This window comes from Burkholderia orbicola, from assembly GCF_900100915.1.
Lineage (GTDB): Bacteria > Pseudomonadota > Gammaproteobacteria > Burkholderiales > Burkholderiaceae > Burkholderia > Burkholderia orbicola.
Map to the genome: position 1 here is coordinate 1487707 of NZ_FNKW01000001.1, position 22138 is coordinate 1509844.

Annotated in this window: 13 protein-coding genes, 5 tRNA genes and 3 rRNA genes; 10 read left to right on the top strand and 11 right to left on the bottom strand. The window is 62.7% G+C overall.

Translation table 11 applies throughout. From position 1 onward, the window contains the following. Positions 1-21 precede the first annotated feature (21 nt). The 9 genes from BLS50_RS07120 to BLS50_RS07165 form a co-directional block, all read right to left on the bottom strand. Positions 22-96: transfer RNA gene (locus BLS50_RS07120), tRNA-Thr, on the bottom strand. Positions 97-118: 22 nt separating this feature from the next. Beyond that, a tRNA-Gly gene (locus BLS50_RS07125) sits at positions 119-192 on the bottom strand. Between the two features lie 43 nt (positions 193-235). Beyond that, positions 236-321 (bottom strand) — tRNA-Tyr (locus tag BLS50_RS07130). Between the two features lie 2065 nt (positions 322-2386). Further along, positions 2387-2499 (bottom strand): 5S ribosomal RNA (rrf, locus tag BLS50_RS07135). A gap of 181 nt (positions 2500-2680) precedes the next feature. After that, positions 2681-5562: ribosomal RNA gene (locus tag BLS50_RS07140) — 23S ribosomal RNA — on the bottom strand. A 331-nt stretch (positions 5563-5893) separates the two neighbouring features. Further along, positions 5894-5969 (bottom strand) — tRNA-Ala (locus tag BLS50_RS07150). A gap of 42 nt (positions 5970-6011) precedes the next feature. Further along, positions 6012-6088 (bottom strand) — tRNA-Ile (locus BLS50_RS07155). Positions 6089-6151: 63 nt separating this feature from the next. Continuing rightward, positions 6152-7684: ribosomal RNA gene (locus BLS50_RS07160) — 16S ribosomal RNA — on the bottom strand. Together the 16S, 23S and 5S rRNA genes with 2 tRNA genes alongside form the textbook arrangement of a ribosomal RNA operon. A gap of 564 nt (positions 7685-8248) precedes the next feature. Further along, a complete protein-coding gene (locus BLS50_RS07165; RefSeq protein ID WP_074801581.1) occupies positions 8249-9514 on the bottom strand; it encodes an SGNH/GDSL hydrolase family protein in 1266 nt (421 codons plus the stop codon). 206 nt (positions 9515-9720) lie between these two features. On the opposite strand from BLS50_RS07165, the gene paaA reads away from it, so the two are divergent. From paaA to BLS50_RS07205, 8 genes are all read left to right on the top strand, one after another. Next, the gene (paaA, locus tag BLS50_RS07170) at positions 9721-10719 is read left to right on the top strand and encodes a 1,2-phenylacetyl-CoA epoxidase subunit PaaA (RefSeq protein WP_006477414.1); all 999 of its coding nucleotides are present in this window, start codon (positions 9721-9723) and stop codon (positions 10717-10719) included. 36 nt (positions 10720-10755) lie between these two features. Continuing rightward, positions 10756-11040 (top strand): 1,2-phenylacetyl-CoA epoxidase subunit PaaB, encoded by a 285-nt coding sequence (paaB, locus tag BLS50_RS07175; protein WP_011546649.1) that lies wholly within the window; start codon positions 10756-10758, stop codon positions 11038-11040. Between the two features lie 10 nt (positions 11041-11050). Further along, positions 11051-11854 (top strand): 1,2-phenylacetyl-CoA epoxidase subunit PaaC, encoded by an 804-nt coding sequence (gene paaC, locus BLS50_RS07180; RefSeq protein ID WP_074801583.1) that lies wholly within the window; start codon positions 11051-11053, stop codon positions 11852-11854. Between the two features lie 25 nt (positions 11855-11879). Then, positions 11880-12443 carry a 1,2-phenylacetyl-CoA epoxidase subunit PaaD gene (paaD, locus tag BLS50_RS07185; RefSeq protein ID WP_027806703.1) on the top strand — a complete coding sequence of 188 codons (564 nt, stop codon included), beginning with the start codon at positions 11880-11882 and terminating at the stop codon, positions 12441-12443. Positions 12444-12445: 2 nt separating this feature from the next. Next, a complete protein-coding gene (gene paaE / locus BLS50_RS07190) occupies positions 12446-13534 on the top strand; it encodes a 1,2-phenylacetyl-CoA epoxidase subunit PaaE (RefSeq protein ID WP_074801586.1) in 1089 nt (362 codons plus the stop codon). Between the two features lie 129 nt (positions 13535-13663). After that, positions 13664-14485, top strand: coding sequence for a DUF1835 domain-containing protein (locus BLS50_RS07195; protein ID WP_074801589.1), 822 nt, complete (start codon positions 13664-13666; stop codon positions 14483-14485). Positions 14486-14501: 16 nt separating this feature from the next. Continuing rightward, on the top strand, positions 14502-15107 hold the full coding sequence (locus BLS50_RS07200) for a TetR/AcrR family transcriptional regulator (RefSeq protein ID WP_006482923.1): 606 nt from the start codon (positions 14502-14504) through the stop codon (positions 15105-15107). Positions 15108-15340: 233 nt separating this feature from the next. Then, the gene (locus BLS50_RS07205) at positions 15341-15988 is read left to right on the top strand and encodes a GNAT family N-acetyltransferase (protein ID WP_074801592.1); all 648 of its coding nucleotides are present in this window, start codon (positions 15341-15343) and stop codon (positions 15986-15988) included. A 58-nt stretch (positions 15989-16046) separates the two neighbouring features. Here BLS50_RS07205 and BLS50_RS07210 read toward each other — a convergent pair whose 3' ends face one another. Next, positions 16047-16571, bottom strand: a complete 525-nt coding sequence (locus BLS50_RS07210; RefSeq protein ID WP_011546655.1) for an Lrp/AsnC family transcriptional regulator — start codon at positions 16569-16571, stop codon at positions 16047-16049. Positions 16572-16782: 211 nt separating this feature from the next. Here BLS50_RS07210 and hppD point away from each other — a divergent pair, with 211 nt between their 5' ends. Continuing rightward, positions 16783-17880: a 4-hydroxyphenylpyruvate dioxygenase gene (gene hppD / locus BLS50_RS07215; RefSeq protein ID WP_006477405.1), complete on the top strand. Its 1098-nt coding sequence runs from the start codon at positions 16783-16785 to the stop codon at positions 17878-17880. A gap of 137 nt (positions 17881-18017) precedes the next feature. On the opposite strand, the gene BLS50_RS07220 is transcribed toward hppD, so the two are convergent. Then, positions 18018-18212, bottom strand: a complete 195-nt coding sequence (locus tag BLS50_RS07220; protein ID WP_012327745.1) for a hypothetical protein — start codon at positions 18210-18212, stop codon at positions 18018-18020. 330 nt (positions 18213-18542) lie between these two features. Here BLS50_RS07220 and BLS50_RS07225 point away from each other — a divergent pair, with 330 nt between their 5' ends. Then, entirely contained in the window at positions 18543-22133 is a 3591-nt protein-coding gene (locus BLS50_RS07225; RefSeq protein WP_074801595.1) for an indolepyruvate ferredoxin oxidoreductase family protein, read from the top strand. Positions 22134-22138: the final 5 nt, after the last annotated feature.

A 22138-nucleotide genomic window follows, 5' to 3' on the forward strand; every position in this document is an offset into this window, starting at 1 on the left:
AAGACACTGACTTTTTACTGCTGGTGCCCATGGGCAGGATCGAACTGCCGACCTCTCCCTTACCAAGGGAGTGCTCTACCACTGAGCCACATGGGCGCTACGCTTCAACTTAGCGATCTGGAGCGGGTGAAGGGAATCGAACCCTCGTCGTAAGCTTGGAAGGCTTCTGCTCTACCATTGAGCTACACCCGCACGGGCCACTAACGATTCCTTACCGCTCACTGCGCTGATATCTTGGTGGAGGAGGTTGGATTCGAACCAACGTAGGCGTAAGCCAACAGATTTACAGTCTGCCCCCTTTAGCCACTCGGGCACCCCTCCGTAGAGAACTGACGATTATGGGGGTGCATCGCACTCCTGTCAAGCACATCCGGAAGATTATTTTCACTTTCTTCCCGACTTCTGCTTCCCGCCGACCCCGCTCTCGCCCGGCTAAGGCAAGCGCGAGATGTTGCCGATCGGCGCCACATCTTCGTCAGACTCCGCCCTCAACGCCGATCTGCATCTGCGCTGAAAACGAAAGACCGCCATCATACGGCCTCTTTCACACAATGCCAAGCGGGTAGACACAAAATTTCGGCAAATTTCGTGCCGGGCGGGTTCGGCGAGCTCGGGTGGCGATGGTTCGCGGGAGGCTCGGTGGCATTTCCGGCGGGAAATAGAGGTTTGTAGCGAGCGGCGAGGGCAGCGCCTTCTCTTGGTTCCCGGCGCCCCGTGCTGACGCGGCTTCCGCCCACCTCTCCCAGCTCCACCACCGAATTCGCTCAGCTGCGTTCGACGACTTCACCGGAGGGCACGATACCGTCTCGAGTCACCCTCCAGCCCGCGGTACAAGTCTCCCTGCGTCCGCGTTTTCTGTAATGGCAATCCTCGTGGTTGCAACGGCACATGCCGCGGCGCCGGAAGACGCCTATAGCGCCTGCCGGGTCCCCGCTGGTGACGGTCCGACAGCCAGGCCCGGCTTATGGCTTCACCGCGCAGCGCCAGAGGCATGCTTGGCGCTCGGCGAGTATCAATGGTTGAAGCAAACGATGCGGAACGCCCGGGTTGGGCGTACGTCGGCTCGCGCGGCACAACCGATGAATCGAGATGCAGTGGCCCGACCACGCCCCGCAGGATGATTCCGGCGATTCTCTACGCATGCGCTATAGCCGACGACGCGCTAAGTCCAGGCATCCCCACGACCCTGCTGCTGCCGCGTCGAATGCTGCTGCTTGGCACCGACGCATCTCGTCGTGCAACCGGCTCACGTCCGTACGTGGTCGCTTATCACAGCAGATCTTCGGCGTACACGCGATATCGCAACCGCTCTTATGCGCCGTCGTCCAACTGAACGCGATTCTCCGTGTCGGATTCTACGTAGGCGCCCTTCACCTCACGCTCACCAAGACGACGGAGAGCCGATGGGTGTCGCCGAAGCATCGACATCCGACATACGCTGCGCGGCAATGCTCGAGCTGACCGGGAATCAAGACCGGGGCACCGTGCACCAGCTTCCGCCTGCAGGAGACTCTCCGTCCGGCGATCCGAATACGGCATGCACGGAACGCGCGTCAGGCGGCACGCACCTCACGCCGATGGGTGAAGGGCGGGACCGTGTATGCGGTGCCATCTATTCGCTGATCGAGGAAAACTACGCGCTACAGAAGGGGCAAGAAGCGTCAACGAGCGGCCGTCGAGGAGAGCCGCGCCGATTTTTGGATCTCGCCAGACCCCGATACGTCACGGCGCGGCCAGCTCTTGGTCGAGTCACTTCTTGCTGCAGCTCAAGCACGTGTATTACTCCTCGATGGAGCTCTTTCGAGGCGAGATATGACCCGTTGATCGAATGGCGCTTAATGGCAACTGTGCCTCTGCCGGCGTTCAGTCGCGCGGATTCATGCGACAAGGGAGCCGGGAGCAGTGACATCCTGCCCGCTCTTGCCAACAACACACGGAAGGCGGAGCGAATGCAAGACGCATCCCGCTGCCGCACGAGGTACGAAAAATTTTGGCAGAAGATACACCTCGTAAGCCGACGATCAGGAGCGGTTGACCGAGTATCGGACGACGAGGGCTAGGCACGGCTGATCGCGGTCGACGTCGGGCAAGGCCGGACGGAGGATAGCCATGGAGACGTTGCCAACGCGATTTCCCGTTGCAGCTCCGATGGGCCACCAGAGCGAACAGGAGGTAGAAGGACGGTGGCTTTAGCAGCACCAATTGCTGGCGACAGCCCGCCCCCAATAGGCGAGATTCATTTGCGCCAATCTCGCGGGGAGCGATTCCGATTTGAGCCGGTACATTCGACACGCGGCCCCTGTCATACGGCGCTTCAACGCATGCTTTATGGCGCCGCAATGCAAAAACCCCCGCCTTTCGGGCGGGGGTTTCTGGCTTGAGGGGAGCCTGACGATTACCTACTTTCACACGGGAATCCGCACTATCATCGGCGTAGAGTCGTTTCACGGTCCTGTTCGGGATGGGAAGGGGTGGGACCGACTCGCTATGGTCATCAGGCAAAGGGGGTTGTTGCGTTGCTTCGCAGCGCAACCAATCTTGGAAGAAGCAGTAATTTAGGTTGTGAGCTGTATCTCACACGTACGCGGTACTTCAACCGCAGTACGTCGAGTGCCTTGCACTCGACGCTCGATGTCCGTAAGCGCTAAAGCGCTAACGGGCATCGAGACAGACTTGTTATAGGATCAAGCCTTACGGGCAATTAGTATCAGTTAGCTGAACGCATTACTGCGCTTACACACCTGACCTATCAACGTCCTGGTCTCGAACGACCCTTCAAGGGGATCTAGTCCCCAGGGATATCTCATCTTAAGGCGAGTTTCCCGCTTAGATGCTTTCAGCGGTTATCTCTTCCGAACATAGCTACCCGGCGATGCCACTGGCGTGACAACCGGTACACCAGAGGTTCGTCCACTCCGGTCCTCTCGTACTAGGAGCAGCCCCCTTCAAATATCCAACGCCCACGGCAGATAGGGACCAAACTGTCTCACGACGTTTTAAACCCAGCTCACGTACCTCTTTAAATGGCGAACAGCCATACCCTTGGGACCGGCTACAGCCCCAGGATGAGATGAGCCGACATCGAGGTGCCAAACACCGCCGTCGATATGAACTCTTGGGCGGTATCAGCCTGTTATCCCCAGAGTACCTTTTATCCGTTGAGCGATGGCCCTTCCATACAGAACCACCGGATCACTATGACCTGCTTTCGCACCTGCTCGACTTGTCGGTCTCGCAGTTAAGCACGCTTATGCCATTGCACTATCAGCACGATTTCCGACCGTACCTAGCGTACCTTCGTACTCCTCCGTTACGCTTTGGGAGGAGACCGCCCCAGTCAAACTGCCTACCATGCACTGTCCCCGACCCGGATCACGGGCCAAGGTTAGAACCTCAAACAAACCAGGGTGGTATTTCAAGGACGGCTCCACCGAAACTAGCGTTCCGGTTTCATAGCCTCCCACCTATCCTACACAGATCGGTTCAAAGTCCAATGCAAAGCTACAGTAAAGGTTCATGGGGTCTTTCCGTCTAGCCGCGGGTAGATTGCATCATCACAAACACTTCAACTTCGCTGAGTCTCGGGAGGAGACAGTGTGGCCATCGTTACGCCATTCGTGCAGGTCGGAACTTACCCGACAAGGAATTTCGCTACCTTAGGACCGTTATAGTTACGGCCGCCGTTTACCGGGACTTCAATCAAGAGCTTGCACCCCATCATTTAATCTTCCGGCACCGGGCAGGCGTCACACCCTATACGTCCACTTTCGTGTTTGCAGAGTGCTGTGTTTTTATTAAACAGTCGCAGCCACCAGTTTATTGCAACCCCTTCACCCTCCTGGCGCAGGCCAGTCAAGCTACAAGGGCGTACCTTATCCCGAAGTTACGGTACCAATTTGCCGAGTTCCTTCTCCCGAGTTCTCTCAAGCGCCTTAGAATACTCATCTCGCCCACCTGTGTCGGTTTGCGGTACGGTCATCATTAGACTGAAGCTTAGAGGCTTTTCTTGGAACCACTTCCAATTGCTTCGCTCCCTAGGGAGCTCGCGCCACACCCTTGAATTACGCGCCCGGATTTGCCTAAGCGCCTTCTCCAATGCAGCGACCGGGACTTCCAACACCCGGACAACCTTCCGCGATCCGTCCCCCCATCGCATCTAACAATGGTGCAGGAATATTGACCTGCTTCCCATCAGCTACGCATTTCTGCCTCGCCTTAGGGGCCGACTCACCCTACGCCGATGAACGTTGCGTAGGAAACCTTGGGCTTACGGCGAGGGGGCCTTTCACCCCCTTTATCGCTACTCATGTCAGCATTCGCACTTCCGATACCTCCAGCACCCTTTACAAGGCACCTTCGCAGGCTTACGGAACGCTCTCCTACCATGCGAGCAAAGCTCGCATCCGCAGCTTCGGTATATAGCTTAGCCCCGTTACATCTTCCGCGCAGGACGACTCGATCAGTGAGCTATTACGCTTTCTTTAAAGGGTGGCTGCTTCTAAGCCAACCTCCTGACTGTTTTAGCCTTCCCACTTCGTTTCCCACTTAGCTATATTTGGGGACCTTAGCTGGCGGTCTGGGTTGTTTCCCTCTTGACACCGGACGTTAGCACCCGATGTCTGTCTCCCGTGATTGCACTCTTCGGTATTCGGAGTTTGCTATGGCGGGGTAATCTGCAATAGACCCCCCAACCATGACAGTGCTCTACCCCCGAAGGTGAGACACGAGGCACTACCTAAATAGTTTTCGGAGAGAACCAGCTATTTCCAGGTTTGTTTAGCCTTTCACCCCTATCCACAGCTCATCCCCTAACTTTTCAACGTTAGTGGGTTCGGACCTCCAGTACGTGTTACCGCACCTTCATCCTGGCCATGGATAGATCACCTGGTTTCGGGTCTACGCCCAGCAACTGAACGCCCTATTCGGACTCGCTTTCGCTACGCCTGCCCTATACGGTTAAGCTTGCTACTGAACGTAAGTCGCTGACCCATTATACAAAAGGTACGCCGTCACCCCTTACGAGGCTCCGACTGTTTGTATGCATGCGGTTTCAGGATCTATTTCACTCCCCTCCCGGGGTTCTTTTCGCCTTTCCCTCACGGTACTGGTTCACTATCGGTCGATCACGAGTATTTAGCCTTGGAGGATGGTCCCCCCATCTTCAGACAGGATTTCACGTGTCCCGCCCTACTTGTCGCACACCTAGTTCTTTCATACTGTTTTCGCCTACAGGGCTATCACCTGCTATGGCCGCACTTTCCAGAGCGTTCGGCTAACAATACAAATAAAGAGTGCAAGGCTCATCCCATTTCGCTCGCCACTACTTTGGGAATCTCGGTTGATTTCTTTTCCTGCGGTTACTTAGATGTTTCAGTTCACCGCGTTCGCTTCACATGGCCTATGTATTCAGCCATGGATACTCCAAAAGGAGTGGGTTTCCCCATTCGGACATCTACGGATCAAAGCTCGTTTGCCAGCTCCCCGTAGCTTTTCGCAGGCTACCGCGTCCTTCATCGCCTGTGATCGCCAAGGCATCCACCACATGCACTTGTTCGCTTGACCCTATAACGAGTCTGTCTCTCGACAGCCGCTACAGGTTGAGTTCTCGCGTTGTGCCGTATTCCAATTGATGTCGGTCCGGCGTTAGCGCTTTAGCGCTTACGCAGGCCCCACTCCCGAAGGGAGTAGACCCGAATCATCTTGAGATACATCGATACAATCACAACCCGGATAACTTCCACGTCCATCTCGAGACGCTTCCGCTATCCAAATTACTTACTTCTTCCAGATTGTTAAAGAACGACAGCCGATATCTGTTGATATCCTCTGACTGGCTCAATCGCCAATGACAAAGACTCGAACAATCATCATTCGAATGTTTGTCATTGAGGATTGGTGGAGGCAGACGGGATCGAACCGACGACCCCCTGCTTGCAAAGCAGGTGCTCTCCCAGCTGAGCTATGCCCCCATGTACAGATTTGCCTCAGGTGTGTACCGCCACACAAGACGGTGGTGGGTCTGGTTGGATTCGAACCAACGACCCCCGCCTTATCAAGACGGTGCTCTAACCGACTGAGCTACAGACCCCTGAGTCTGTCTTTAATTTACAGCCGATAAGCGTGAGCGCTCAACTTGTGCGAGAAGCTCTGGAAAGGAGGTGATCCAGCCGCACCTTCCGATACGGCTACCTTGTTACGACTTCACCCCAGTCATGAATCCTACCGTGGTGACCGTCCTCCTTGCGGTTAGACTAGCCACTTCTGGTAAAACCCACTCCCATGGTGTGACGGGCGGTGTGTACAAGACCCGGGAACGTATTCACCGCGGCATGCTGATCCGCGATTACTAGCGATTCCAGCTTCATGCACTCGAGTTGCAGAGTGCAATCCGGACTACGATCGGTTTTCTGGGATTAGCTCCCCCTCGCGGGTTGGCAACCCTCTGTTCCGACCATTGTATGACGTGTGAAGCCCTACCCATAAGGGCCATGAGGACTTGACGTCATCCCCACCTTCCTCCGGTTTGTCACCGGCAGTCTCCTTAGAGTGCTCTTGCGTAGCAACTAAGGACAAGGGTTGCGCTCGTTGCGGGACTTAACCCAACATCTCACGACACGAGCTGACGACAGCCATGCAGCACCTGTGCGCCGGTTCTCTTTCGAGCACTCCCGCCTCTCAGCAGGATTCCGACCATGTCAAGGGTAGGTAAGGTTTTTCGCGTTGCATCGAATTAATCCACATCATCCACCGCTTGTGCGGGTCCCCGTCAATTCCTTTGAGTTTTAATCTTGCGACCGTACTCCCCAGGCGGTCAACTTCACGCGTTAGCTACGTTACTAAGGAAATGAATCCCCAACAACTAGTTGACATCGTTTAGGGCGTGGACTACCAGGGTATCTAATCCTGTTTGCTCCCCACGCTTTCGTGCATGAGCGTCAGTATTGGCCCAGGGGGCTGCCTTCGCCATCGGTATTCCTCCACATCTCTACGCATTTCACTGCTACACGTGGAATTCTACCCCCCTCTGCCATACTCTAGCCTGCCAGTCACCAATGCAGTTCCCAGGTTGAGCCCGGGGATTTCACATCGGTCTTAGCAAACCGCCTGCGCACGCTTTACGCCCAGTAATTCCGATTAACGCTCGCACCCTACGTATTACCGCGGCTGCTGGCACGTAGTTAGCCGGTGCTTATTCTTCCGGTACCGTCATCCCCCGGCTGTATTAGAGCCAAGGATTTCTTTCCGGACAAAAGTGCTTTACAACCCGAAGGCCTTCTTCACACACGCGGCATTGCTGGATCAGGCTTTCGCCCATTGTCCAAAATTCCCCACTGCTGCCTCCCGTAGGAGTCTGGGCCGTGTCTCAGTCCCAGTGTGGCTGGTCGTCCTCTCAGACCAGCTACTGATCGTCGCCTTGGTAGGCCTTTACCCCACCAACTAGCTAATCAGCCATCGGCCAACCCTATAGCACGAGGCCCGAAGGTCCCCCGCTTTCATCCGTAGATCGTATGCGGTATTAATCCGGCTTTCGCCGGGCTATCCCCCACTACAGGACATGTTCCGATGTATTACTCACCCGTTCGCCACTCGCCACCAGGTGCAAGCACCCGTGCTGCCGTTCGACTTGCATGTGTAAGGCATGCCGCCAGCGTTCAATCTGAGCCAGGATCAAACTCTTCAGTTCAAACCTGTTACTGTTTTCGGTTCTTTCGAACCGGTCGCTCACTCAAAGCTGACAGGAATATGAATCACTTCATAAACCTGACTTACTTTAGTGTGAGACTCTTGATACTTTCGCTATCTGATCCGAGGATCAGCTCGCTTTCATCAAGCGCCCACACTTATCGGCTGTTAATTTTTAAAGAGCATTTCTGCGAGGAATCTTGAACCCCTCAGCAGCGCTGCGTTTTCAGCAGCAGAGAAGCGAGATTATGAACCGTGTTTCGCAGTTCGTCAACAACTTTCTGAACGACTTCGTTGCGACTGCGGGGCTCAACTTCCGTACCGCCAAGGCTCGCTACCGCCGAACCTCAACAGCACTGCTTCCCTTCCCTCCGCGCCGCGTTTCCGTTAGCGCGAAAGAGGCGTGATTCTAAGCATCCGCCCCCATCCATGCAAGCGCTTTGTGAAGAAAGTTTGAAAAAGCCTCCGTGCGCTGCCGCGCACGGAGGCTTTGGGCTCGACGAACGATGTCGCGGTGTCGGCCCGCAGGCCGTCGGCAACCTTTCCCTCTATATATAGAAGCGCGTCACTTGCCGCCCACCGCGGCCTGCAGTCGCTCGACCGGCACCGCGCCGGCCATCGCCGTGTAGCCCGCATCGCTCGGATGGATACCGTCGCCGCTATCGTATCGGCGCTGCAGCACGCTCGGGCGCTCCGGGTCGCGCAACACCGCGTCGAAGTCCACCACGCCGTCGAACCCGCCGCCGCTGCGAATCCACCGGTTCACCTCGAGCCGGATCGCCTCGCGTCCGGCCGGCAACGCCGCTGGCGTGAGCGTCGCGCCGAACACCTTCACGCCCTGCCGGTGCGCCGCCTCGATCAGGCGGCGATAGCCGTCGATCAGCGACGCGGCCGTCACCTGCGTATGCGGGTGATCGCAATCGAGCCCCGCGCGCGGCGGCATCGCCGCGAAGTTGATGTCGTTGATCCCGATCAGCACGATCGCCGCCTTCACCCCGGAGCGCGACAGCGCATCGCGCTCGAATCGCGACGCCAGCGACGTGCCGTAGCAAGCGGAATCGCTGAGCAGCCGGTTCCCGCTGATGCCGAGATTCACGACACCGATCGAATCGACGCCCGACGCCGTCAGCCGGCGCGCGAGCGCGTCCGGCCAGCGGCGGTTCCGGTTCACACTGGAGCGCAGCCCGTCGGTGATCGAATCGCCGATCGCCGCCACGCTGGCGTGCGCGGAGCCGGCTTCGACGGCGAGCTCGGTCACCCACGCATATTGGGTAAAACGGGTCCGGAAGTCGGCGGCACCCGGATCGCTTACGTGATCACCCTGCGCGGACACGTAATTGAACTGGTTCGATACGCGATGCCAGACCGTCATCCGCTGGTCCGGCCCCATCTGGAGACTGATCGCATACGGCTGCGCGGCCGTCACGCCGATCGTCACCGGGTCGCTTTCGAGCTCCGCGCCCGGTGCGAGCGTCACCGACGCCTTGCCGCCGAACCGAACCGGCACCGCCGCGCCGCCGGCGAGCGCAGCACCGTCGCCGGCGCGCGCAAGGCTCGCGGCCTCGACGACCAGCGGTGCGCGACCGTATGCATTGCTCACGCGAATCCGCGCGGCGCGTCCCGACACGGTCGGGTAGACGATCTGGCGCACGGTCCGCCCGGCCACGTCGGGGGCGCGGTAAAGCGGCGGCGGCGCGGCGAGATCGGGAATCGGCTGCAGCGCGGTCGCCCACGCGGCGACCCACCCGGCCGGTGCGGCCGACGCCGCAAGCGGCGCCACGAGAACGGCCGCACCCAGCACGGCCGCGGCGAAACTGCTTCGAAATGACATCGGCAAAATCCTCATCGGAAAGCGGGCATTGTGCCGCAGAAGCCGAAGACGCGAGACCACGTGCGGAGCCGTAGCTGCGCCCACCTGACCGCACCCTGACTTCCCTCGTTTACCCGAATCCCACTGCAAATCCGCAAGAAATTTATTAACCGACCGGTCGGTTGGTTTATACTTCGCACACATTCAACCGGACGAGAGCTTTCGCCATGTACACGCAATCCCTCGACATCCCCGGCAACGTCGCGCCGCTCGACGCCGCAGCCGAGTCGCCCGAGCAGGCGCGGTTCGATGCGGTGATGGCCGCGGACGGCAAGATCGAACCGCAGGACTGGATGCCCGACGCGTATCGCAAGACGCTGGTACGCCAGATCTCGCAGCACGCGCATTCCGAAGTCGTCGGCATGCTGCCGGAAGGCAACTGGATCTCGCGCGCGCCGAGCCTGAAACGCAAGGCGATCCTGCTCGCGAAGGTGCAGGACGAAGCCGGTCACGGCCTCTATCTGTATAGCGCGGCCGAAACGCTCGGCGTATCGCGCGACTCGCTGATCGACGCGCTGCACGCCGGCAAGGCGAAATACTCGAGCATCTTCAACTATCCGACGCCGACCTGGGCCGACGTCGGCGTGATCGGCTGGCTGGTCGACGGCGCCGCGATCATGAACCAGATCCCGCTGTGCCGCTGCACGTACGGCCCGTATGCGCGCGCGATGATCCGCGTGTGCAAGGAAGAGTCGTTCCACCAGCGCCAGGGTTTCGACGCGCTGTTGTCGATGATGAAGGGCAGCGACGCGCAACGCGCGATGGTCCAGCAGGCGGTCGACCGCTGGTGGTGGCCGGTGCTGATGATGTTCGGCCCGAGCGACGCCGATTCGGTCCACAGCAGCCAGTCCGCGAAATGGGGCATCAAGCGGATCTCGAACGACGATCTGCGCCAGAAATTCGTCGACGCGACGGTCGACCAGGCCAAGGTGCTCGGCGTGACGCTGCCCGATCCCGACCTGAAATGGAACGAAGCGCGCGGCCACCACGACTACGGCACGATCGACTGGGACGAATTCTGGCGCGTGGTCAACGGCGACGGCCCGTGCAACAAGGAACGCCTCGCGACGCGCGTGAAAGCACACGAGGACGGCGCCTGGGTGCGCGAAGCCGCGCTCGCGCACGAAGCGAAGCGCCGCGCCCGCGCCGAACAGCACGCCGCCTGAGCGGCACCCCTCGAATTCAGGAATCTGGAGAAAGTGATGAACAAGGAATGGCCGATCTGGGAAGTGTTCGTGCGCAGCAAGCAGGGCCTCGACCACAAGCATTGCGGCAGCCTGCACGCCGCCGACGCGACGATGGCGCTGCGCATGGCGCGCGACGTGTACACGCGTCGCCAGGAAGGCGTGAGCATCTGGGTGGTGCCGTCGTCGGCGATCACCGCGTCGGACCCGGCCGAGAAGGCCGAACTGTTCGAGCCAGCGGGCGACAAGATCTACCGTCACCCGACGTTCTATACGCTGCCCGACGAAGTCAACCACATGTAACGCCCGCGCCATGACGATCACGCCCGAACACCTCTCCTACGTGCTGCGCCTCGCGGACAATGCGCTGATCCTCGGTCAGCGCAACGCCGAATGGTGCGGCCACGGCCCGATCCTCGAGGAGGACATCGCGCTCACCAACATGAGCCTCGACCTCATCGGCCAGGCGCGCATGCTGTACACGCACGCGGCCGAGCTCGAACGCCAGCTCACCGGCACGACGAAGACGGAAGACGACTACGCGTACTTCCGCACCGAGCGCGAATTCGCGAACTTCACGCTCGCCGAGTTGCCGCACTATGGCCCCGTCTCCGGTACCGCGCACGCCGACAAGGACTACGCGGTGACGATCGTGCGCAACTTCCTGTACGCGGCGCTGATGCTGCACGTCTGGAGCGCGCTGGAGACGTCGACCGACACGCAACTGGCCGCGATCGCCGCGAAATCGGTGAAGGAAACCCGCTATCACGTCCAGCATGCGCGCGAATGGCTCGTGCGCCTCGGCGACGGCACCGACGAATCGCACCGCCGCGCGCAGGCCGCGCTCGACTATCTGATGCCGTACACGCGCGAATTCTTCGCCGCCGATGAAGTCGACGACGCGATCGTCGCGGCGGGCATCGGCCCCGCACCGGCCGCGATCGAGGCCGCGTGGCGCGCGGACGTGGAAGACGCACTCGCCGAAGCCACGCTCACGCCGCCTGCGCCCGTGAAGCATGTGACGACCGGCAAGCAGGGCGAGCACTCGGAACACATGGGCTACCTGCTCGCCGAAATGCAGAGCCTCGCGCGCCAGCACCCCGGCGCGAGCTGGTAACCGGCCCACGCCACGGAGCCCGACGATGTCCGCCCAGACCGCCGCCCCTGCCTACGCCGCGCCCGCCGCGCACCGCGACGATCCGCTGCTCGCCCGCGCGTGGGACGTGCTCGAAGCCGTGCCCGATCCGGAGATCCCGGTCGTGTCGATCCGCGAGCTCGGCATCCTGCGCGACGTCCGCCGCGCGGACGACGGCCAGCTCGAAGTCGTGATCACGCCGACCTACTCTGGCTGCCCGGCGATGTCGCAGATCGCCGAGGACATCGCCGCCGCGCTGCAGGCCGCCGATCTGCCGCCGCACCGGATCGAGACGGTGCTCGCCCCCGCGTGGACGACCGACTGGATCACGCAGGAAGCGCGCGACAAGCTGCGGGCCTACGGCATCGCGCCGCCGGTCGGCCAGTGCGGCAGCGCCGCGCCGCGGGAGAACGTCGTGCGCTTCGTGCCGCGCCCGGTCGCGGCGCCCGCCTGCCCGCGCTGCGGCTCCGCGCGCACCGAACGTCTCGCGCAATTCGCGTCCACGGCGTGCAAGGCGCTGTATCGCTGCATCGACTGCCGCGAACCCTTCGACTACTTCAAACCCTACTGAATATGGCGACCCCGCAATTTCACCCGCTGCGTATCCGCGACGTGCGGCCCGAGACCGCCGACGCCGTGACCGTCTCGTTCGACGTGCCGCCCGAGCTGCGCGACGCGTACCGTTTCACGCAGGGCCAGTTCGTCACGCTGAAGACCCACATCGACGGCGAGGAGACGCGCCGCTCGTATTCGATCTGCGTCGGCACGACGGACTATGACCGCGACGGCGAACTGCGCATCGGCATCAAGCGCGTGCGCGGCGGCCGCTTCTCGAACTTCGCGTTCGACACGCTGAAGCCCGGCCACACGATCGACGTGATGACGCCGGACGGCCGCTTCTTCACGCACCTGAACGCCGACCACGGCAAGCAGTACGTCGCGTTTTCCGGCGGTTCGGGGATCACGCCGGTGCTCGCGATCGTGAAGACGACGCTCGAGCTCGAGCCGCGCAGCACGTTCACGCTGATCTACGGCAACCGCAGCGTCGACGCGATCATGTTCGCGGAAGAGCTCGAGGACTTGAAGAACCGCTACATGAACCGCTTCGTCCTCTATCACGTGCTGTCGGACGACCTGCAGGACGTCGAGCTGTTCAACGGCGTGCTCGACCAGGCGAAATGCGCGGAATTCCTCGCGACGCTGACGCCGGCCGACGCGATCGACGAGGCGTTCATCTGCGGCCCGGCGCCGATGATGGACGCCGCCGAAGCCGCGCTGAAAGCGGCCGGCGTGCCGCAGGCGAAGGTGCACGTCGAGCGTTTCGGCACACCGCTGCCGCAGGCTGGCGCACCGGTCGTCGAGATCACCGATCAGACGCCGGCCGCCGACCTCGAAATCGTGCTCGACGGCAAGAAGCGCAAGCTGCGTCTGCCGTACGAAGGCGTGAGCCTGCTCGACGTGGGCCTGCGCGCGGGCCTCGCGCTGCCGTATGCGTGCAAGGGCGGCGTGTGCTGCACCTGCCGCGCGAAGGTGGTCGAGGGCGAAGTGCGGATGGAGAAGAACTACACGCTCGAGGAGCACGAAGTCAGGGACGGTTTCGTGCTGACGTGCCAGTGCCACCCGATCAGCGACAAGGTCGTCGTGAGCTTCGACGAACGTTGAGCGGCGTCGGACCGTCGCGACGCACCGGTTTCTCGTCGTCACACATCTCGCTTACACTAGGGGCCGCCGGCCGGCTGGACATCGCAACGTCCGCCCGGCCGGCGGTTTTCTTTTGTTGACGACAGGCCGATGAGTACCATTCATGTGATTCAGGGCGGCACCGCCGCCGCGTCGCTGCGCGAGGCCCTTGCGCAAGCCGGACGCGACGAGCGCGTCGTCGGGTTGCTCGACGATCTCGGCGTCGGGCCGCTGAAGGGCGTCGACGAGACGCCCGACACGCGCGCCGCCTTCTGGCAGCACGTGCTCGGCGAACAGATTCCCGACTGGAACGCGGAAATCGAGGCCGAATTCGCACGCCTCGACCAGCTCGCGACGGATGCCGGCCAGGTCGTCGTGTGGCACGCGCCGAGCGTCGGCGACAAGCTGCTGCTGCGCCGCGTCGCCTATCACCTGCGCAACGTGCCGCAACGCCTGAACGAGGTACGGCTGTCGGCCGCCGACCTCGACGCCGCGCCGCGCGCAGCGCTGTCGCGCACCGACCAGGCGTGCTCGACCGGGATGTTCTCGCCCGCGGAACTGGCGCGCAAGCGGCCGGCGGCCGCGCCGGTCTCGGTCCTGCGCATCGGCCGCCTCGCGCTCGAATGGCAGGAGGCGAAACATCTGAACGCCGAACTGCGTTATTGGGTCAGCAACACGATCAAGAGCGGCCACTACGCCGATCTCGACGCGTTGATCGTCGCGCGCACTGCAGCCGACTGGCAGCCCGCGCGGCGCCTCGTCGGCAGCATCATGGCCGCCGCCGACCGCGGCGGCCTGTTCGTCAGCGACGCGATCGCGTGGTGGCGCTGCCGCGAACTCGCGGCAGCCGGCCGGCTCGAGCTGCAGGACGACGCGCCCGACGCCCTCTCTTCCACGCAGGTGCGTGCGGCCCGCGCCGCCGCGCACCGCTAATCTTTCGCATTCGACCATGGCCCGAACCCGAGCGCCCGACCACGAATCCCAGCGCGAGCAGATCCTCGACCTGGCCGCCGAGAAATTCGCGCAGACGAGCTACCCGAGCACGTCGATGTCCGATCTCGCGACCGCGAGCGGCACGTCGAAGGCGCGGCTCTATCACTATTACGAGAGCAAGGAAGCGATCCTGTTCGACCTGCTCGACCGCTACACGAAACGGCTGATGCTGATCATCGCCGAGGTCGAGGGCGCGAGCCAGCGGCGCGGCCTCAGCGAGCGCGACGCGTTCGCCGAACTCGTGCGTGCGTTCCTCGCCGAGTACGAGACGTCGCACAGCCGCCACGTCGCGCTGCTCAACGACGTGAAATATCTGGAGGACGCGCAGCGCGAAATCGTGCTCGATCGCCAGCGCGACATCGTCGCGGCGTTCACGCGGCAGCTCGCGCGCGCCTACCCCGACCGCATCTCGAAGGAAAACCAGACCTCCGTCACGATGATGGTGTTCGGGATGATCAACTGGACCTTCACGTGGCTGAAGCCGGGCGGGCGCCTCGGCTACCGCGACTTCGCCGAACAGGTGATCGACCTGATCGAGCGCGGGCTGTCGACGGCGGCCTGATTGCCGCGCAGCAGCATGCGTTGCGCGCCGGGCACAGTGCGACCGCCCGCCGCTCATTTCATATGATGAATTTTAAATCCGTTTAAAATCAAATAGATATAGAATGAACTAAGCGGATTTAGAATTCCCCCTCAGCACAAACAACGTTAAATACGGGTTTTCCCCAACCCCGCTCGGGTAAAATGCTGTTGCATTGCACAACCCGCTTGTGCGCCCACACTGAGGAACCCACGATGAACACGCAATTCAACGGCCGTGCCGATGCTGTCGGCAAGGTCGGTACTGCGCCGGTTCTCGTCAGGGAACTGGCTTCCAAAGACCGTGAGCAGATGCTCACCCACTTTCTCTCGCTCGACGAAGAGGACCGCCTGCTGCGCTTCGGCCAGATGGTGCCCGACCACGTGATCGAGAACTATGTCCGCACGATCGATTTCGGTCGAGATACCGTGTTCGGCGTGTTCGACCACGACCTCGAACTGATCGGCGTCGGTCATCTGGCCTATCTGCCGGCCGAGGGCGACAAGCGCACGGCCGAATTCGGCGTGTCGGTGCTCGAAAGCGCGCGCGGCCGCGGCGTCGGCTCGAAGCTGTTCGAGCGCGCGGCGATCCGCAGCCGCAACACGCACGTGACGATGCTGTACATGCATTGCCTGTCGCGCAACGCGACGATGATGCACATCGCGAAGAAGTCCGGGATGCGGATCGAGTACGCGTACGGAGAAGCCGATGCGTACCTGTCGCTGCCGCCGGCCGACCACTCGACGATCATCGCCGAGATGCTGCAGGAGCAGGCCGCAGTGTTCGACTACGCGATGAAGCGCCAGGCGCGCCGCACGTCGAAGTTCATCGAATCGCTGATACCCACCGCGCTGACGGCCTGACGTCGGCCAGCCGGGCCGCCCTGCGGCCGCCCGGCTCCCTCCTTCCCCGCCGCGCCAGCTAGCGCACCGAACGAATCGGCAACGCCGTCGTTTCCTTGAAGCAGTCCAGCGAGAAGCTCGTTTTCACGTCGATCACCGACGGGTGATGCAGCAGATGCTCCTGCACGAAGCGGGAGAAATGCGCCATGTCCTCGACCTGCACGCGCAACAGGTAATCCATGTCGCCCGTCATCGCATGGCACGCGACGACTTCCGGCCAGGTCTGCACGGCCGCGCGAAACAGCTCCGCGTGGGTCGCGCCCGCGCGCGCCGACGTCTCGTCGGCCCGCATCGGCGCGAGGCCACCGCGCTTTTCGAGCCGCACGCTCACGTACGCGAGCAGGTCGAGCCCGAGCTTCTGCGGATTCAGCAGCGCGACGTAGCCGGTGATCACGCCCATTTCCTCGAGCCGCCGGATTCGCCGCAGGCACGGGCTCGGCGACAGGTTCACGCGCTCGGCGATCTCCTGGTTCGACAGGCGCCCGTTCTCCTGAAGAATCGCGAGAATTCGCCGATCGATGGCATCCAATTCGGCTTGCGCCATCTTCTGCCCTCCACTGATTATTTTGAGACTGGAAATTGCGCCATCGTAGGCGCGGGCGATTAAGTTCGCAAGTTTCCGCTCGCGGCCGCCCGCTACACTCTGTCGCATGTCTCGACTCGCCGCGCACGCTCATGGGCGCGGCCGTCGACATCGAACCCCGCCGGGCACGCGCATGCCGCCCCGGCCGATCGCCCCGCACAGGAGACACGACATGCAGATCCCCACCTGGGATAACCCCGTCGGCACCGACGGCTTCGAATTCATCGAATACACGGCACCGGACCCGAAAGCACTCGGACAACTGTTCGAACGGATGGGTTTCACCGCGATCGCGCGCCACCGCCACAAGGACGTGACGGTGTACCGCCAGGGCGACATCAACTTCATCATCAACGCCGAACCCGATTCGTTCGCGCAACGCTTCGCGCGGCTGCACGGCCCGTCGATCTGCGCGATCGCGTTCCGCGTGCAGGATGCGGCAAAGGCGTACCAGCGTGCGCTCGAACTCGGCGCATGGGGCTTCGACAACAAGACGGGCCCGATGGAGCTGAACATCCCGGCGATCAAGGGCATCGGCGATTCGCTGATCTATTTCGTCGACCGCTGGCGCGGCAAGAACGGCGCGCAGCCGGGCGCGATCGGCGACATCAGCATCTATGACGTCGACTTCGAGCCGATTGCCGGCGCGAACCCGAATCCGGTCGGCCACGGCCTCACCTATATCGACCACCTGACGCACAACGTGCATCGCGGCCGCATGCAGGAATGGGCCGAGTTCTACGAGCGCCTGTTCAACTTCCGCGAAGTGCGCTACTTCGACATCGAAGGCAAGGTGACGGGCGTGAAGTCGAAGGCGATGACGTCGCCGTGCGGCAAGATCCGCATCCCGATCAACGAGGAAGGCTCGGACACGGCCGGCCAGATCCAGGAGTACCTGGACGCGTATCACGGCGAAGGCATCCAGCACATCGCGCTCGGCGCGAGCGACATCTACCAGGCGGTCGACGGGCTGCGCAGCAAGGAAGTGAAGCTGCTCGACACGATCGACACGTATTACGAGCTGGTCGATCGCCGCGTGCCGAACCACGGCGAATCGCTGGACGAGCTGAAGAAGCGCAAGATCCTGATCGACGGCGCGCGCGACGACCTGCTGCTGCAGATCTTCACCGAGAACCAGATCGGGCCGATCTTCTTCGAGATCATCCAGCGCAAGGGCAACCAGGGCTTCGGCGAAGGCAACTTCAAGGCGCTGTTCGAATCGATCGAACTCGACCAGATCCGTCGCGGTGTCGTGCAGGACAAGGCCTGACGCTTTCCGCCGCGCGGCGGCGGCGCCGGGCAACCCGGGCGGCCGCACCATCCGCGCAGCGCAAAGAAAAAGGGCGGGAATCCGAGGATTCCCGCCCTTTTCATATTCCGGCGCAGCCCGCGGGCCGCGCGATCGCATCAACGCACGCTCGCCTTCGATTCGGCGGCACGCTCGGCCGACGGCTGGGCCGCCGCGCCTTGAGCCGGCACGATCTGCTGCATCTGCGCGCCGGCTGCCGCCAGTGCGCTCGCGCCTCGCGCGTGCACCGGGCCGGTCATCGAGAAAAACGCGGCGGACACGATCAGGAAACTCTGGATATGACGTGTGTTCATTGCACCTCCTGTAAAACTGCCGGCGCCTCCCCGACTGCGTCGGAACGAACCCACGCGGCCGGGCACCTCCGACAGGCCGACAAGATTAACGGCATTTGCCCGAAGATCAACGCGGCTTTACATGCTTTTACATGATGTAACGCATCATCTCGCCCTGTTTCTCAATGTGCGGCCGCCCGTCTCTCCGCGTTGCGACCGATGGGCGGCGGGTTTGCCCCAGTGCTACCATCCCTTAAAACCGGCGAACATGCCGGCCACTGCAGACGCGTCCAAAAGATGCCGACGCAACCGAAGTTTTGGTGATCCCAGACCGGGTGGAGGAGACAGTTAATGAATGCCCCGCTAGACGCAGACCAACGCGCGTCGCTAGAAGCCGCGCTGAAGTCCGTCACGCTTGACGACAAATACACACTGGAGCGCGGCCGCGCGTACATGAGCGGCATCCAGGCCCTCGTGCGCCTGCCGATGCTCCAGCAGGAACGCGACCGCGCCGCCGGTCTCAATACGGCCGGCTTCATCTCCGGCTACCGCGGCTCGCCGCTCGGCGGCCTCGATCTGTCGCTCTGGAAAGCCAAGCAGCACCTGGCCGCCCACCAGATCGTGTTCCAGCCCGGCCTCAACGAAGATCTCGCCGCCACCGCCGTGTGGGGCTCGCAGCAGGTGAACCTGTACCCCGGCGCGAAATACGACGGCGTGTTCGGCATGTGGTACGGCAAGGGCCCGGGCGTCGACCGCACCGGCGACGTCTTCAAGCACGCGAACTCGGCCGGCTCGTCGCAGCACGGCGGCGTGCTGGTGCTCGCCGGCGACGACCACGCGGCGAAGTCGTCGACGCTCGCGCACCAGTCCGAACACATCTTCAAGGCCTGCGGGCTGCCGGTGCTGTTCCCGTCGAACGTGCAGGAATATCTCGATTTCGGCCTGCACGGCTGGGCGATGAGCCGCTACTCGGGCCTGTGGGTCGCGCTCAAGTGCGTGACGGACGTCGTCGAATCGTCGGCGTCGGTCGATATCGACCCGCATCGCACCGAGATCGTGCTGCCGACCGATTTCATCCTGCCGGAAGGCGGACTGAACATCCGCTGGCCCGATCCGCCGCTCGTGCAGGAAGCACGGCTGCTCGACTACAAGTGGTATGCGGCGCTCGCCTACGTGCGGGCGAACAAGCTCGACCGGATCGAGATCGATTCGCCGCACGCGCGCTTCGGGATCATGACCGGCGGCAAGGCGTACCTCGACGTGCGTCAAGCGCTGACCGACCTCGGCCTCGACGACGAAACCTGCGCACGGATCGGCATCCGGCTCTACAAGGTCGGCTGCGTGTGGCCGCTCGAAGCGCAGGGCGCGCAGGCGTTCGCGCGCGGCCTCGACGAAATCCTGGTGGTCGAGGAAAAGCGCCAGATCCTCGAATACGCGATCAAGGAAGAGCTGTACAACTGGCCCGACGCGCAACGCCCGCGCGTGTTCGGCAAGTTCGACGAGAAGGATGGTGCCGGCGGCGAATGGTCGGTGCCGATGGGCAACTGGCTGCTGCCCGCGCACTACGAGCTGTCGCCGGCGATCATCGCGAAGGCGATCGCGACGCGGCTCGAGAAGTTCGAATTGCCGTCCGACGTGCGCGCGCGCATCGCCGCGCGGCTCGCGGTGATCAACGCGAAGGAAATGGCGCTCGCGAAGCCGCACGTGCAGACCGAGCGCAAGCCGTGGTTCTGCTCGGGCTGCCCGCACAACACGTCGACCAACGTGCCGGAAGGCTCGCGCGCGATCGCCGGCATCGGCTGCCACTACATGACCGTATGGATGGACCGCAGCACGAGCACCTTCAGCCAGATGGGCGGCGAAGGCGTGCCGTGGATCGGCCAGGCGCCGTTCACCGACGAAAAGCACGTGTTCGCGAACCTCGGCGACGGCACCTACTTCCATTCGGGCCTGCTGGCCGTGCGCGCGGCGATCTCGTCGAAGGCGAACATCACCTACAAGATCCTCTACAACGACGCGGTGGCGATGACGGGCGGCCAGCCGGTCGACGGCGTGCTGACGGTGCCGCAGATCACGCACCAGCTCGCGTCCGAAGGCGCGAAGAAGATCGTGATCGTCACCGACGAGCCGGAGAAGTACGACAGCCAGAAGGCGCTGCTCGCGCCGGGCGTGACGATCCATCATCGCGACCAGCTCGACGACGTGCAGCGCGAGCTGCGCGAGATCGAAGGCACGACGATCCTGATCTACGACCAGACCTGCGCGACCGAGAAGCGCCGCCGCCGCAAACGCGGCACGTATCCGGACCCGGCGAAACGCGTCGTGATCAACGACGCGGTGTGCGAAGGCTGCGGCGACTGCTCGGTGCAGTCGAACTGCCTGTCGGTCGAGCCGCTGGAAACCGAATTCGGCACGAAGCGCCAGATCAACCAGTCGAGTTGCAACAAGGACTTTTCGTGCGTGAAGGGGTTCTGCCCGAGCTTCGTCACGGTCGAGGGCGGTCAGCTGAAGAAGCCGAAGGCCGTGTCGGTCGACGGCAGCGCATTGCCGCCGATTCCGGAACCGACGCTGCCGGCGATCGATCGCGCGTACGGCGTGCTCGTCACCGGCGTGGGCGGCACGGGCGTCGTCACGATCGGCGCGCTGCTCGGGATGGCCGCGCATCTGGAAAACAAGGGCGTGACCGTGCTCGACGTCACCGGCCTCGCGCAGAAAGGCGGCGCCGTGATGAGCCACGTGCAGATCTCGCACGCGCCGACCGACATCCATGCCACGCGGATCGCGATGGGCGAAGCCGATCTCGTGATCGGTTGCGATGCGATCGTCACGGCCGGCGACGAGTGCACGTCGCGCATGCGCCACGACACGACGCGGGTGGTCGTCAACAGCGCGCAGACACCGACCGCCGAGTTCATCAAGAACCCGAACTGGGCGTTCCCGGGCCTGTCCGCCGAGAACGACATCCGCGCGGCGGCCGGTGTTGCGGTCGACTTCATCGACGCGAACCGCTTCGCGGTCGCGCTGCTCGGCGACGCGATCTACACGAACCCGTTCGTGCTCGGCTACGCGTGGCAGAAAGGCTGGCTGCCGCTGACGCTCGCGTCGCTCGAACGCGCGATCGAGCTGAACGCGGTGTCGGTCGAGAAGAACCGCGCGGCGTTCGACTGGGGCCGCCGCGCCGCGTACGACCTCGCCAGCGTGAAGCAGGCCGCGGCCGGCGACGCCCGCCCCGCGCAAGGCGCCACGGTGATCTCGCTGCACACGAAGAAGGCGGTCGACGCGCTGATCGCGAAGCGCGTGGAGTTCCTCACCGCGTACCAGAACGCCGCGTACGCGTCGCGCTATGCGGCCTTCGTCGACAAGGTGCGCGCCGCCGAGCGTGCGCTGGCGGACGGCGACACGGTGCAGGAGCCGCTGACCGAAGCGGTCGCGCGCAACCTGTTCAAGCTGATGGCGTACAAGGACGAGTACGAGGTCGCGCGGCTGCAGTCCGACCCCGCGTTCCTCGCGCGCCTGACCGCGCAGTTCGAAGGCGACTGGAAGCTGAAATTCCATCTCGCGCCGCCATTGTTCGCGAAGACGGACGCCCACGGCCATCTCGTGAAGAAGGCGTACGGCCCGTGGATGATGTCGGCGTTCCGGCTGCTCGCGAAGGCGAAGTTCCTGCGCGGCACGGGGCTCGATCCGTTCGGCCGCACCGCGGAGCGCCGCACCGAGCGCGCGCTGATCGGCGAGTACGAAACGCTGATCGACGAGGTGCTGACCCGGCTGAACGCGGCCAACCGCCCGCTCGCACTCGAACTCGCGGCGCTGCCGGACGACATTCGCGGCTACGGCCACGTGAAGGAGAACAACCTGCGCGCGGTGCGGCAGAAGTGGGACACGCTGCTGGCGAAGTGGCGTTCGCCGGCAGGCGGGCAGTCGCACCAGCAGGTCGCGTAAGGGCG